We start from the raw sequence: 12,409 nt of genomic DNA, 5'->3' as shown, positions 1-12,409 counted from the left end.
CTCGAAGTCGCCTCGGCGACGTCTGTCGCCGCAGCCGTCTAGCGGTTCTGACGGTTCCATTCCAACTCGTCAGGGGTCAGCGCCAGGCCCAGGAAAACGCGGTACTCGCGCCCGGTCTGGCCCTCGGCCAAGGGGATTTCGACGTCCACCTCGTCCAGCAGGCCGACGGTCGTGCGGTTGCCCTCGAAGGGAATGCCGACCTGGTATTCGTCGCGGGCCAGGATCTGCTCGTCGCGGGTGGCCACGGCGACGAAGTAGCTGAAGCCGGCCGCACCCTCGGCGTTGGCCGGGCCGCGGCTGGCGGAGAGCATGACCTGAAGCGTCAGTTCGATCTCCTCCTCGTCGGCGACGCACTCGGCGCGCACATCGGCGAGGCGGGCGCGGAAGTCGACCTCGGTCAGATCGCGGCCGTCGGCCACGAAGCGGGTCATCTGCTCCGCCTCGACCACCGGCAGAATCCGCGGGCAGACGATCACCGGGCCGTCTTCGCCCGCGAACAGGCCGTCGAGGCTGCCGCAGGCCGCGAGCGGGAGAAGCGCGAGAAGTGCGGTGAGGCGTCTCACAGCTTGGCGTGCGTCCCGTCGCAGAAGGGCTTCGTCGCCGTCTGCTTGCAGCCGCAGAACCAGACCTCCCCGTCCGACTCGCATTTCCAGCCGAGCGGCTCCAGGCCGGTATCCTTGTGCGCGCCGTCGCAGTAGGGCTGATTGGCAGAGCGCCCGCAGACGCACCAGTAGTAGGTACGGCCGGCCTTAACCTTGGCCTGATAAGGGGCTTTCTGGGCCGGAATCGGCTGTTCGGCCATGTCGCTTTTCTCGCTTTGCGGTCTTATGCTAGGCCAGGATGGATAGCGCGGGCGGACCCCCGAGCGCAACGTCGCTGCGAGAGGCCGGTGAGGGCGGGCGGCGTTGGATGGATCGGACATCGTCGAACGCATATCGCCGAACGCATAGGGACGGGAGAGAGCAGGAATGGATAAGCCCGCCACGCCGGACGCAGCGGTGACGATCGAGTTGGCCACGCCGCGCGGCTTCTGCGCCGGGGTCGAACGTGCGATCGAGATCGTGGAGCGGGCGCTGGAGAAGTTCGGCGCCCCCGTCTACGTGCGCCACGAGATCGTGCACAACCGCTTCGTCGTCGAGGGGCTGGAAGCCAAGGGCGCGGTCTTCGTCGAGGAACTGGACGAGGTTCCCAACGACGCGCCTGTGATCTTTTCGGCGCATGGCGTGCCCAAGGCGGTCCCCGCCGAGGCGGAGCGCCGCAGCCTGATCTACGTCGACGCAACCTGTCCGCTGGTCAGCAAGGTCCATGTCGAGGCCGAGCGTCATTTCAAGGACGGCCACCATATCCTGATGATCGGCCACGCCGGCCATCCGGAGGTGGTCGGCACCATGGGTCAGCTTCCGGATGGCGCGATCCAGCTCGTGGAGGAGGTCTCCGACGTCGAGGCTCTGGAGGTGCGGAACCCGAATAATCTGGCCTACATCACCCAGACGACCCTGTCGGTCGACGACACGGCCGCGGTGGTGGAGGCTTTGAAGCGACGATTCCCCGAGATTCGCGGGCCGAAGAAGGAAGATATCTGCTACGCCACCACCAACCGGCAGCAGGCCGTGAAGGACATCGCCCACCGCTGCGAGGTGCTGCTGGTGGTCGGGGCCCCCAATTCCTCCAACTCCCAGCGTCTCGTCGAAGTGGCGGAGAAGAGCGGTTGCCCCAAGGCCTTCCTGGTTCAGCGGGCCGCCGACATCCCCTGGGCCGAGCTGGAGGGGGTGACGCATGTCGGTCTGACCGCCGGTGCCAGCGCGCCGGAGGTGCTGGTTCAGGAGGTCATCGAAGCCTTCAAGGAGCGCCGCGAGGTCAACATCCGGCTCTCGGAAACGGTGACCGAGAACGTCCACTTCAAGCTGCCGCGCATGCTGCTGACCGACGACGGCGACCAGCGCTCCCGGCAGGGCGCGGCCTAGGATCACGGTTTAGTGCGATTTCTCCATAGGTCTTCTGGCGAAGACCGCGTCGAAGTCGTCTAGATTCGGCATGGTGAAATGAGGCTGCTCGTCGAGACAGCGGACGTACGCTCGCAGGTCCTCGAGCAGAGTTCTGCGCTGCGCGTCCCGCAGATAAGGCGTGTGATAGGCAACGAACGGTCGGTGCACCGTGAGGCCGACGTAGCCCAGCGTGCCTTGGAAGAAGTGACGCAGCAGACCGGTTTCCAGATCGCCGTGGATCGCGTCCGGACCGAACATATGCTCGCGTCCACCCAGGCTCAGCGCCGCGAAGGCCCGCTTGCCGGCGAGGCCACCCCGACCGTAGATGCGCTTGCCGCCGTAAAAGGGGCCGGACAAAAAGACCCGCTCGATCCAACCCTTGAGAATTGCCGGAACGCTGAACCAGAAGATGGGAAAGGTGAAGGCGAGTACGTCCGCCGCAAGGACCATCTCGACTTCTTGCGCGATGTCGGCTGAAAGTGTTCCTGTCTCATATCCGGCCCTTTGCTCCAGCGCGTAATTGAGATGGCCGGAACTGCGGCGAGCGCCGAAGTCGCTCGCCAAGAGAACAGGATTAAAGCCCTGAGCGTAGAGGTCCGAGACGGTGACTTGGTCGCCGCGCACACGGAGCTGCTCTTGGATCACGTCGCGCATTGCCGCGACGAAGGAAGCCGGCTCCGGGTGAGCATGGACCAAATGAACGCGCATGATCGTGATCCGCCTATGAATGCATCTTCGCGCCCTTGGTGATCTTGTCGACGACCTTTTTATCCTCGTGGAGCGCCAAGCCGACGACGCTCATCTCGTTCGGCTCGTATCGCTTGACCGCGGCCCTGTTGGCGGCGTCGTGGCCCGTCTTGAACATGTCCTCGATGTAAAGAGACACGTGAGCGTTCCGTTCCAAAGCGCGCCGATAGATCGTTTTGATCGTCGCCGCATCGGCGCTTAGCACGATCATGGGCTGCCTGGCCAAGCGGTTATAGGAGTTACCGGCGGCGTCCTCGTAGCGTTCGCCCAGCAGGGCCGTGTCCGCCCCAACGACACCGGTCGAGAGAAATGCCGTCACGTTCAGCTTTTGCCAGACGGCCAGATCGTCACGGACGACAAAGGCGATTTTCGTATCGAACATGACTGTCTCCTTTCAGCGTCCGGCTTGATTTCTACGCCCTGTTTTGTTGGACGCGCTCTCCTCCACGCCAACTCGACCGAGGCGTTGCAGCCCGGCCCAGAGCAGGGTGGCGTCCTGCCGGCCCAGCTCCGCGACGACTTCGGCATTCAGCTCGTCCATGGCTCGGTCGAGAGGGGATCGCAGCTGTTGGGCCCGGTCGGTGAGAGCGGCGCGGTTGATCCGCCTGTCGCCTGCCTCGTCCGGGCGCCGGGCGATCAGTTCCGCGGCTTCCAACCTGTCCATGATCCCCGTAATGGTCGCGCTGTCGATCGCAAGTCTTGCGCCCAACTCCGCACCGCTTTGCCCATCCTGCTGCCAGAGCGCGTGCAGAACGGCGTATTGAACCGGGGTGATGCCGAAAGGGGCAAGTTTGTCTCGCGCGCGGCGGGCAACCTGCTGCTGCGCTTTGCCGATCAGAAAGCTGATGCAGTCTTCGATGCGATCCATCACAGGGCCTCGGCGTTTGATATGGCAGATATTTGCATAGCAATATCTTGTACACAAGATACTAGCAGGGTAGCAGATGCTCGACCCTCTTTCGCTCGCTCTTCGAGCGTGGCATTGATGCGGAGCGTTACAAATCAGTCTTTCACCTTTTCGGCGTCTGTTTCGGCTCGGCGCAGCGGGTGCGCATGGCGGTCTATACCGAAGTCTCCGACGAAGAACTCCAGGCTTTCCTTGCCGAGTACGACCTCGGCGAGGTGCTGGCCTTCAAGGGCATCGCCGAGGGAGTCGAGAACTCCAATTTCCTGCTGACCACGGAGCGGGGCAACTTCATCCTCACGCTCTACGAGAAGCGGGTCGATCCCAAGGATCTGCCCTACTTCCTCGGTCTGATGGAGCATCTGGCCGCGCGCGGGATCGCCTGTCCTCTGCCGGTCCAGGCTCGCGACGGTCGGGCTCTGCGCGAGCTGGCCGGCCGGCGGGCGGTGATCATCTCCTTCCTGGAAGGGCTCTGGCCCCGCCGCATCCATCCGGAGCACTGCCGCGAGCTGGGGGCCGCCTTGGCGCGCCTGCACATCGCCGGCGGCGACTTCGCGCTGCGGCGGCCCAACGCACTCTCGGTCGAGGCCTGGCGGCCTCTGTTTCTGTCCTGCGCCGGCCGTGCCCAGGAGGTGCGGCCCGGCCTGACGGAGGACCTGGAGGCCGAACTGGCTTTCCTGGAGGCGAACTGGCCGTCGGACCTGCCGGCGGGGGTGATCCACGCCGACCTCTTTCCCGACAACGTCTTCTTCCGGCACGAGAAGCTGACCGGCCTGATCGACTTCTACTTCGCCTGCAACGACCTGCTGGCCTACGACCTGGCGATCTGCCTCAATGCCTGGTGTTTCGAGCCGGACGGCGCCTTCAACGCGACCAAGGCGCGCTGTCTGCTGCGCAGCTACGCCGGCGAGCGCGACGTCAGCCGGGCGGAGCTGGAGGCGCTGCCGGTGCTGGCGCGCGGCGCGGCCATGCGCTTCCTCTTGACGCGACTCTACGACTGGCTGAACCACCCGCCCGGTGCCTTCGTGAAGCCGAAGGACCCGCTGGAGTATTATAAGAAGCTCCGCTTTCATGCCGAGGTGCGCGGGCCCGGCGCCTATGGACTGGAGTTGGCGTGAGCGACGACGCGGGCGATCGGAAGGTCGAACTCTTCACCGATGGGGCCTGCTCCGGAAACCCCGGCCCCGGCGGTTGGGGGGCGATCCTGCGCTGGAACGGTCATGAGCGTGAACTCGCGGGCGGCGAGGCGGAGACCACCAACAACCGCATGGAGATGCTGGCCGCAATCCACGGCCTGGAGGCACTCAAGCGGCCGAGCGCGGTGGTGCTGACCACCGATAGCCAGTATGTCATGAAGGGCATCACGGAGTGGTTGCCCGGGTGGAAGCGGCGTGGTTGGAAGACCGCCGCCAAGAAGCCGGTCAAGAACCAGGATCTCTGGGAGCGCCTGGATGCCGCGCTTCAGCGCCATCGGGTGGAGTGGAAATGGGTCAAAGGCCATAGCGGCCACGACGAGAACGAGCGGGTCGACGCCTTGGCGCGCGCGCAGATCGTGGCGCTGCGGAACGGCAAAGTTTAGGGAGAGTGCTTATGGCGCGCAGCGGCGCCGAGATTCTGGTCGATCAACTCTTGATCCACGGTGCGCGCCGGGCCTACGGCGTGCCGGGCGAAAGCTATCTGGCGGTGCTCGACGCGCTGGTCGACCGGCCCGACCTGCAGTTCGTCGTGACCCGGCACGAGAGCGGTGCGGCGATCATGGCCGAGGCAGAGGGCAAGCTGACCGGCCGGCCCGGCCTCGCCTTCGTCACCCGCGGTCCGGGTGCCACCAACGCCAGTGCGGGTCTGCATATCGCCTTTCAGGACTCGACGCCGATGATCCTCTTCATCGGGCAGGTGTCGCGCGGTCTGCGCGGCCGCGAGGGCTTTCAGGAGGTCGACTATACCCACCTGCTCGGGCCGCTGACCAAATGGACGGCGGAGATCGACGACCCGGCCCGGATACCCGAGTTCATCGCGCGCGCCTTTTCGGTCGCGACCTCGGGCCGGCCCGGTCCGGTGGCTCTGGCGCTGCCCGAGGACATGCTGGTCGAGCGCGCGACCGCCCCCGACATGCCAGCTGTTGTACCGACCGCGGCCGGTGTCGATCCACTCGACCTCGATGCCCTGGAGGCCTTGCTGCGGCAGGCCCAGCGCCCCTTCGTGCTGGTCGGTGGCGGCGGCTGGTCGGAGGCGGCCAAGGCGACGCTGGAGCGCTGGGCCGCGGCCAACGCCTTGCCGGTGGGCGTGTCCTTCCGCTGCCAGGACTACATCGACAACGACCATCCCAGCTATGTCGGCCATGTCGGGATCGGTCTGGCGCCGGACCTGCGTCGGCGGATCGAAGCCAGCGACCTGGTGATCGCTCTCGGTCCGCGCCTGGGGGAGATGACCACGCAGGGCTACGAGCTGCTGAAGGCGCCGCTGCCGGATCAAACGCTGGTGCATATCCATCCCGATCCCGAGGAACTGGGACGTGTCTATCGCCCGAGCCTTGCGATCTGCGCGTCGCCGGCGCGGGCGGTCGAGGCGCTGGCGGCACGTCCGGCGATAACGGCCACCGTCTGGAGCGCCGAGACCCTGGCGGCGCGCGCAGCCTTCGAGGCCTTCGCGACACCCGGCAAACTCGAGGGACCGCTGCAACTGGGCGAGATCTTCGCCGACCTGCGCCGCGTCCTGCCGCCCGACGCCATCCTCTGCAACGGCGCGGGCAACTACACCTCCTGGGCCCATCGCTTTCACCGCTGGCGCCGCTGGCGGACCCAGCTGGCGCCGACCAGCGGCTCGATGGGCTACGGCGTGCCGGCTGCGGTCGCCGCCAAGCTGACCCACCCCGAGCGGCCCGTGGTGGCGCTGGCCGGCGACGGCTGTTTCCTGATGACCGGGCAGGAGCTGGCGACGGCGGCGCAGTACGACCTCGCCGTCGTCTTCCTGGTGCTGGACAACGGCATGTACGGGACCATCCGCATGCACCAGGAGCGCGACTATCCCGGTCGGGTCAGCGCGACGTCCTTGAACAATCCGGATTTCGCCGCGCTGGCCCGCAGCTACGGCCTGGAGGCCTGGACGGTCGAGGTCACGGAACAGTTCGGGCCGGCCTTCGAGTCGGCACTGGCCTGCGGCGGTCCGGCGCTGCTGCACCTGAAGGTCGATCCCGAGGCGATCACGCCGACGACCACGCTGGAGGCGATCCGCGAAACCTCCCTGGCCTCGATCCTCTAGCGATAGAGGCCATTGACCCGATTGGCGGGGATCTAGTCGGCCGGCAGTACCGCTTCGATGGCGGCGATCACCGGCGCGGCGTCGGGGCGCGTGGTCGTGGAGAAGCCCTCGACGACGCGGCCGTCGGGGGCGATCAGGAACTTGTGGAAGTTCCAGCGCGGTTCCGCGTTGCGCTCCAGCTGCCCGCTGATCCAGGTGTAGAGCGGATGAGCGCCCGGGCCCTTGACGTCCTGTTTTTCGGTCATGGGAAAGTCGATGCCGAAGTTCACGTCGCAGAACTCCTTGATCTCGGCGTTGTCGCCGTATTCCTGGCCGCCGAAGTCGTCGGAGGGGACGCCCAGCACCACGAGGCCCCGCGCGCGATAGTCTTCCCAGACCGCCTGGAGCTGCTCGTATTGGGGCGTGAAGCCGCAGAAGGAGGCGGTGTTGACCAGCAGCACCGCCTTGCCGGCGAAATCGCTCAAGGGCAGCGGGTCGCCCTCGATCGACTGAAAAGCGAAGTCATGGGCGCTCTCGGCCTGCGCCGCCGGCGAAACCAGCAGCAGCAAGACAACGAACAGCGGGGCAATTCGGGGCATGAGCGGCTCGTTTCCGGTCGATGGCGTGACGTCCTGCAGGTAAATAGCGCGCGACGCCAAGCCTGCAATCGCACCGCCGCGTCCGGTTTGCTAGAATTGAGCCATGACTCACTCTTCCGCGTCCCAGGACATCCCTCCTTATCCGGCCCCGAAACGCGTCGTCTCGCTGATCGCCAGTTCGACCGAAATCATCTGCGCCCTGGGCTGTGGCGACCGTCTGGTCGGCCGTAGCCATGAGTGCGACTTTCCGCCGGAGGTCACGGCCCTGCCGAAGTTGACCCGCGCGCGCCTCGATACGGCGGCATCGAGCGGTGAGATCGACCGGGCGGTGCGCGACATCCTGACCGATGCCTTGGCGGTCTACGACATCGAGGCTGAGGCTCTGCGCGAGCTGCGGCCCGACCTGATCGTGACCCAGGATCTCTGCGAGGTCTGCGCCGTCAGCCTGTCGGACGTGGAGGCCGCGGTCTGCGATTGGATCGGGACGGGGACCGACCTGGTCTCGCTCAAGCCCAGCCGGCTGGATCACGTCTGGTCCGACATCCGGCGCGTCGCCGAGTCGCTCGGCGAACCGCTGCGCGGGGAAGCCCTGATCGACCATCTGCAGGGCCGTCTGCGCAAGCTGGAGGAGCGCTTGTCCGCCCGGAAGCGGCCGACGGTCGGCTGCATCGAGTGGCTCGATCCGATCATGGACGCCGGTAACTGGATGCCCGAGATCGTGGCGGCGGCTGGTGGTCGAGATATCCTTTCCAAGCCCGGAGAACACTCCGGCTACCTGGACTGGGCCCAGCTTCAGGCGGCCGATCCGCAGGTCCTGATCATGCTGCCTTGTGGCTTCGATCTGGAGCGCACCCGGCAGGAAATGGCGACGCTGGATGCCGACCCGCGCTGGCAGGCGCTCAGCGCCGTGCAGAGGGGCGAGGTCTACGTGACCGACGGCAACCAGTTCTTCAACCGCCCCGGCCCACGCCTGGTCGAGTCGGCCGAACTGTTGGCGGAGATCCTGCACCCTCAGATCATCGAGCCGAAGCACAAGGCCAGCGCCTGGGCGCGCTATATGGGCTGACGCCCTCCAGTAGCCTGGCTGTTGGTTTCCCCAACGCTTCGGCGCTCCCCAGCGCTTCAGCGCCCGCCAGCCCCCAGCGCTTCAGTGCCTGCCATCCCTAGCGCTTCAGCGCCCGCCATCCGATGTCTCGGCGGCAGAAGCCACCCGGCCAGTCGATCTTGTCGACGGCGGCATAGGCTTTGTCGCGGGCGGCGGCCACGTCGTCGCCCAGGGCCGTGACGTTCAGCACCCGCCCGCCGGCGGCGCGCAGGCTGCCGTCGGGATCCTGCCGCGTGCCGGCGTGGAAGACTTCGAGATCCGGGTCGCCCTTCAGCGTCTCCAGGCCCTTGATCTCGCTGCCCTTGTCGTAGGCGCCGGGATAACCTTCGGCGGCGAGCACGACCGTCAGGGCGGTCCGCTCGTACCAGCGCAGGTCGAAGGCCTGCAGCAGGCCGTCGCAGGTGGCGACCAGGGCGGGCAGCAGATCGCTCATCAGGCGCAGCATCAGGACCTGGCACTCCGGGTCGCCGAAGCGCACGTTGTACTCCAGCAGCTTCGGCGTGCCGTCCGGGGCGACCATGATGCCGGCGTAGAGCACCCCCTTATACTGCCGCCCCTCGGCCTTCATGGCGGCGACGGTGGGCTGCACGATCTCGGCCATGATCCGCTCGGCCAGTTCCGGCGTGATCAGGGGGGCCGGGGAGTAGGCGCCCATGCCGCCGGTGTTCGGCCCGAGGTCGCCGTCATGGGCGCGTTTGTGATCCTGAGCGCTCGCCAGCGGAAGGGCGGTGATGCCGTCGCAGAGCGCGAAGAAGCTGGCTTCCTCCCCCTCCAGAACCTCCTCGATCACCACTTCCGCGCCAGCCTCGCCGAAAACGCCGTCGGAGAGCGCCGCCTCGACCGCGGCTTCGGCCTCCGCCAGAGTCTGGGCGACGGTGACGCCCTTGCCGGCGGCCAGGCCGTCGGCCTTGACCACGATCGGCGCACCCCGTTCCCGCAGATAGACCTTGGCCGCCTCGACCTCGTCGAAGCGCGCATAGGCCGCTGTCGGAATATCGTGGCGGGCGCAGAGGTCCTTCATGAAGCCCTTCGAGCCCTCCAACGCCGCCGCTTCGCTGCGCGGCCCGAAGGCCCGGATGCCGGCGGACTCCAGCCGGTTCACGAGTCCGGCGACCAGCGGCGCCTCGGGACCGACCACCACCAGGTCGAGGTCCTGCAGCTTCGCGAAGTCCTCCAGCGCGTCCAGATCGTCGACGGCGATGTCGACGCAGTCGGCAACCTGCGCGATGCCGGCGTTGCCCGGTGCGCAGTAGAGCTTATCGAGCAGCGGCGAGCCCGCGATCGCCCAGCAAAGCGCGTGTTCGCGCCCGCCGCCTCCGACAACCAGAACCTTCATGCGCCGCTGACCTCCCCAAGGTGTGTTCGATTTCGAAGCGATCCCGTGCTCCTGTGCCTTTCACGGCACCGCGCGGCTCCTGTAGCATGGGCCCCGACCATGAGCGAGTATTCCAGCACCTCCACCGCCCGTCCGAGCAACCTGCCCGAGTTTTCCGTCTCGGAGGTCAGCCAGGCGATCAAGCGCACCCTCGAGGGCAGCTTCGAACGGGTGCGGGTGCGCGGCGAGATCTCAGGCTTCAAACGAGCGGCCAGTGGCCATCTCTACATGGCGCTGAAGGACAGCGACGCGGTGCTGGACGCCGTCTGCTGGCGGGGCCAGGCCGGGCGGCTGTCGCTGGTGCCGGAGGATGGTCTGGAGGTTATCGCCAGCGGGCGGATCACCAGCTATCCGGGCCGCTCCAAGTATCAGATCGTGATCGACTCCCTGGAGATTGCAGGCGAGGGCGCGCTGCTCAAGCTGCTGGAACAGCGGCGCAAGGCGCTGGCCGACGAAGGTTTGTTCGACGAGGACCGCAAGCGCCCGCTGCCTTTCTTGCCGGGGGTGATCGGCGTGGTCACCTCGCCGACCGGGGCGGTGATCCGCGATATCCTGCATCGCCTGGCCGAACGCTTCCCGAGGCACGTGCTGGTCTGGCCGGTCCTGGTCCAGGGCGAGGGCGCAGCGGAGCAAGTTGCTGCTGCCATTCGGGGTTTCAACGCGCTCGAAGCCGGCGGCGCCGTTGCGCGACCGGACCTGCTGATCGTGGCGCGTGGCGGTGGCTCTCTGGAAGACCTCTGGGCTTTCAACGAGGAAGTCGTGGTGCGCGCGGCGGCCGAGTCGCGGATCCCACTGATCTCGGCGGTCGGTCATGAGACCGACACCACGCTGATCGACTTCGCCAGCGACCGGCGCGCGCCGACGCCGACGGCAGCGGCCGAGATCGCCGTGCCGGTGCGCGGCGATCTGCTGGACCAGCTTCAGGACCTGGAACGCCGCGTCACCGGCGCCGCCGGCCGGCTGCTGACCCATCGCCGCAACGAGGTGGAGGGCCTGGGCCGGGGACTGCCCGACCCGGTGCGCCTGGTCGGCGAGCTGAGCCAGCGGCTCGACGAGCGAATCGAGCGTCTCGATCTGGCCGCCCGCGCACTCTTGCGGCAGCGGGGACAGGCAGTGATCGGCTTCGCCGCGCGCTTGCCCGACCCGCGCCAACAGCTCCGCCGTGCCGGCGAGCTTCTGGCGGATCGGCAGGAGCGGCTGGAAACGGCGCTGGCGGCCCAGGTTCGCCGGAGCGGCCGCGAGCTGGCCGAGGCAGCCGTCCGGCTGCCGGCCCTAGCCGCCCGGCAGGTGCCGCAGCGGCGGCAGGTTCTCCAGGGCCTGGAAGTGGCCCGCCGGCTTGCCCGTGCGACCGAAGGGCGGCAACGCGAGGCGGATTCTGCCTTGCGCGAGTTGGGACGCCTGTTGGAGAGCTACAGCTACCACTCGGCCCTGGAGCGCGGCTTCGTGGCGGTTCGGGATGCGGAAGGGGCGGTCCTGACCCGGGCGGCCCAGATCGGCGATGGTCAGGCCTTGGAGCTGGAGTTCCGGGACGGGCGTCTGGCGGCCGTTGCCGGCACGGGCGGGGAGAGCGGTGGCGGCCCGCCCAAGACCAAACGGCAATCGAAAGCGCCCCCGAAAGCGAGCCCAAAGTCGGCCCAGGGAGAGTTGCTGTGATCGGCCCGCTGTTTCTCCTGTTCCTGCTCGCGCTCTCCGCGCCGGCGGCGGCACTCGAGCTGTCTGGCGGCGCGATCCAAGGCGGCCTGCTGTATGGGCAGACCGTGCCGGGCAGCCAGGTCCGTCTCGAGGGCCGCAGCGTGCGCGTCGGTCCCGAGGGACGCTTCGTGCTCGGCTTCGGCCGCGATGCCGCGCCGAGCGCGACCCTGACGGTTCGCCGTCCCGAGGGGGCGGAGGAGACCGTGAGTTTGACGGTCGTGCAGCGCGACTACGAAGTCCAGCGGATCGACGGGCTGCCGCAGACTCTGGTGACGCCGCCCGAAGCGGTGTGGGACCGCATCCGGCGCGATGCGGCTCTGGTGGCCGAAGCCCGCGCGCACGACACGCAACTCCCCGATTTCGCCGCAGCCTTTCGCCAACCCGTCGCGGGCATCGTGACCGGCATCTATGGCAGTCAGCGCATCCTCAACGGCCAGCCGCGCCAGCCCCACTACGGCATCGACATCGCGGCGCCGGAGGGAACGCCGGTCTTGTCGCCGGCCGGCGGGATCGTCCGCCTCGCCGAGGTGGATCTCTACTACACCGGCGGGACCATCGTGCTGGACCACGGGCACGGCGTCAGCTCGACCTTCCTGCATCTGGCGGGTCTGGAGGTTGCCGTCGGCGATCGGGTGGCGCAAGGCGACCGGATCGGCACTGTCGGCTCCACGGGCCGTTCGACCGGCGCCCATCTCGACTGGCGGATCAACTGGTTCGACGAACGGATCGATCCGCAGCTCGTCACCGATCTAGCCAAGTAGCGGT

Annotated in this window: 14 protein-coding genes; 7 read left to right on the top strand and 7 right to left on the bottom strand. The window is 67.5% G+C overall.

Annotation, left to right across the window (positions count from 1 at the left end):
- Positions 1–38 precede the first annotated feature (38 nt).
- Together DBZ32_RS00705 and DBZ32_RS00700 are read right to left on the bottom strand one after the other, a co-directional pair.
- Positions 39–563, bottom strand: coding sequence for a hypothetical protein (locus DBZ32_RS00705; protein WP_119165205.1), 525 nt, complete (start codon positions 561–563; stop codon positions 39–41).
- On the bottom strand, positions 560–802 hold the full coding sequence (locus DBZ32_RS00700; protein ID WP_119165204.1) for a CDGSH iron-sulfur domain-containing protein: 243 nt from the start codon (positions 800–802) through the stop codon (positions 560–562). The genes DBZ32_RS00705 and DBZ32_RS00700 overlap by 4 nt, the downstream gene beginning before the upstream one ends.
- 166 nt (positions 803–968) lie before the next feature.
- Between DBZ32_RS00700 and ispH the strand changes: the two genes are divergently transcribed.
- Positions 969–1,964 (top strand): 4-hydroxy-3-methylbut-2-enyl diphosphate reductase, encoded by a 996-nt coding sequence (gene ispH / locus DBZ32_RS00695; protein WP_119165203.1) that lies wholly within the window; start codon positions 969–971, stop codon positions 1,962–1,964.
- 9 nt (positions 1,965–1,973) lie between these two features.
- Here ispH and DBZ32_RS00690 read toward each other — a convergent pair whose 3' ends face one another.
- The 3 genes from DBZ32_RS00690 to DBZ32_RS00680 are packed head-to-tail and all read right to left on the bottom strand — an operon-like array spanning position 1,974 to position 3,600.
- Positions 1,974–2,693, bottom strand: a complete 720-nt coding sequence (locus tag DBZ32_RS00690) for an NAD(P)H-dependent oxidoreductase (RefSeq protein WP_119165202.1) — start codon at positions 2,691–2,693, stop codon at positions 1,974–1,976.
- A 13-nt stretch (positions 2,694–2,706) separates the two neighbouring features.
- Positions 2,707–3,114: a DUF2000 family protein gene (locus DBZ32_RS00685; protein ID WP_119165201.1), complete on the bottom strand. Its 408-nt coding sequence runs from the start codon at positions 3,112–3,114 to the stop codon at positions 2,707–2,709.
- 12 nt (positions 3,115–3,126) lie between these two features.
- On the bottom strand, positions 3,127–3,600 hold the full coding sequence (locus tag DBZ32_RS00680; protein ID WP_119165200.1) for a MarR family winged helix-turn-helix transcriptional regulator: 474 nt from the start codon (positions 3,598–3,600) through the stop codon (positions 3,127–3,129).
- 185 nt (positions 3,601–3,785) lie between these two features.
- Between DBZ32_RS00680 and DBZ32_RS00675 the strand changes: the two genes are divergently transcribed.
- The 3 genes from DBZ32_RS00675 to DBZ32_RS00665 are packed head-to-tail and all read left to right on the top strand — an operon-like array spanning position 3,786 to position 6,894.
- Entirely contained in the window at positions 3,786–4,754 is a 969-nt protein-coding gene (locus DBZ32_RS00675) for a homoserine kinase (RefSeq protein ID WP_119165199.1), read from the top strand.
- The gene (gene rnhA / locus DBZ32_RS00670; RefSeq protein WP_119165198.1) at positions 4,751–5,215 is read left to right on the top strand and encodes a ribonuclease HI; all 465 of its coding nucleotides are present in this window, start codon (positions 4,751–4,753) and stop codon (positions 5,213–5,215) included. Before DBZ32_RS00675 ends, rnhA begins: the two co-directional genes overlap by 4 nt.
- Positions 5,216–5,226: 11 nt before the next feature.
- Positions 5,227–6,894, top strand: coding sequence for a thiamine pyrophosphate-binding protein (locus DBZ32_RS00665; protein WP_119165197.1), 1,668 nt, complete (start codon positions 5,227–5,229; stop codon positions 6,892–6,894).
- Between the two features lie 32 nt (positions 6,895–6,926).
- On the opposite strand, the gene DBZ32_RS00660 is transcribed toward DBZ32_RS00665, so the two are convergent.
- Positions 6,927–7,472, bottom strand: coding sequence for a glutathione peroxidase (locus DBZ32_RS00660; protein WP_119165196.1), 546 nt, complete (start codon positions 7,470–7,472; stop codon positions 6,927–6,929).
- A 103-nt stretch (positions 7,473–7,575) separates the two neighbouring features.
- Here DBZ32_RS00660 and DBZ32_RS00655 point away from each other — a divergent pair, with 103 nt between their 5' ends.
- On the top strand, positions 7,576–8,538 hold the full coding sequence (locus DBZ32_RS00655; RefSeq protein ID WP_119165195.1) for a cobalamin-binding protein: 963 nt from the start codon (positions 7,576–7,578) through the stop codon (positions 8,536–8,538).
- Between the two features lie 97 nt (positions 8,539–8,635).
- On the opposite strand, the gene purD is transcribed toward DBZ32_RS00655, so the two are convergent.
- Positions 8,636–9,913: a phosphoribosylamine--glycine ligase gene (gene purD, locus DBZ32_RS00650; RefSeq protein WP_119165194.1), complete on the bottom strand. Its 1,278-nt coding sequence runs from the start codon at positions 9,911–9,913 to the stop codon at positions 8,636–8,638.
- Between the two features lie 99 nt (positions 9,914–10,012).
- Here purD and xseA point away from each other — a divergent pair, with 99 nt between their 5' ends.
- Both xseA and DBZ32_RS00640 read left to right on the top strand, forming a co-directional pair.
- Positions 10,013–11,605, top strand: a complete 1,593-nt coding sequence (gene xseA / locus DBZ32_RS00645) for an exodeoxyribonuclease VII large subunit (protein WP_119165193.1) — start codon at positions 10,013–10,015, stop codon at positions 11,603–11,605.
- Positions 11,602–12,405, top strand: coding sequence for a M23 family metallopeptidase (locus DBZ32_RS00640; protein WP_119165192.1), 804 nt, complete (start codon positions 11,602–11,604; stop codon positions 12,403–12,405). Before xseA ends, DBZ32_RS00640 begins: the two co-directional genes overlap by 4 nt.
- The last annotated feature ends 4 nt before the right edge of the window (positions 12,406–12,409 follow it).

This window comes from Algihabitans albus (assembly GCF_003572205.1).
GTDB classification, from domain to species: Bacteria; Pseudomonadota; Alphaproteobacteria; order Kiloniellales; family DSM-21159; genus Algihabitans; species Algihabitans albus.
The sequence above is the reverse complement of the archived record's forward strand: the minus strand, read 5'-3'. Positions and strand labels throughout refer to the sequence as shown.

Bases quoted from the DNA above. Each gene is read 5' to 3' on its own strand.
- DBZ32_RS00660 (WP_119165196.1), bottom strand. From the start codon at position 7,472: ATGCCCCGAATTGCCCCGCTGTTCGTTGTCTTGCTGCTGCTGGTTTCG.
- DBZ32_RS00700 (WP_119165204.1), bottom strand. From the start codon at position 802: ATGGCCGAACAGCCGATTCCGGCCCAGAAAGCCCCTTATCAGGCCAAG.
- DBZ32_RS00655 (WP_119165195.1), top strand. From the start codon at position 7,576: ATGACTCACTCTTCCGCGTCCCAGGACATCCCTCCTTATCCGGCCCCG.
- DBZ32_RS00665 (WP_119165197.1), top strand. From the start codon at position 5,227: ATGGCGCGCAGCGGCGCCGAGATTCTGGTCGATCAACTCTTGATCCAC.
- DBZ32_RS00690 (WP_119165202.1), bottom strand. From the start codon at position 2,693: ATGCGCGTTCATTTGGTCCATGCTCACCCGGAGCCGGCTTCCTTCGTC.
- DBZ32_RS00680 (WP_119165200.1), bottom strand. From the start codon at position 3,600: ATGGATCGCATCGAAGACTGCATCAGCTTTCTGATCGGCAAAGCGCAG.
- DBZ32_RS00685 (WP_119165201.1), bottom strand. From the start codon at position 3,114: ATGTTCGATACGAAAATCGCCTTTGTCGTCCGTGACGATCTGGCCGTC.
- ispH (WP_119165203.1), top strand. From the start codon at position 969: ATGGATAAGCCCGCCACGCCGGACGCAGCGGTGACGATCGAGTTGGCC.
- purD (WP_119165194.1), bottom strand. From the start codon at position 9,913: ATGAAGGTTCTGGTTGTCGGAGGCGGCGGGCGCGAACACGCGCTTTGC.
- xseA (WP_119165193.1), top strand. From the start codon at position 10,013: ATGAGCGAGTATTCCAGCACCTCCACCGCCCGTCCGAGCAACCTGCCC.
- DBZ32_RS00675 (WP_119165199.1), top strand. From the start codon at position 3,786: ATGGCGGTCTATACCGAAGTCTCCGACGAAGAACTCCAGGCTTTCCTT.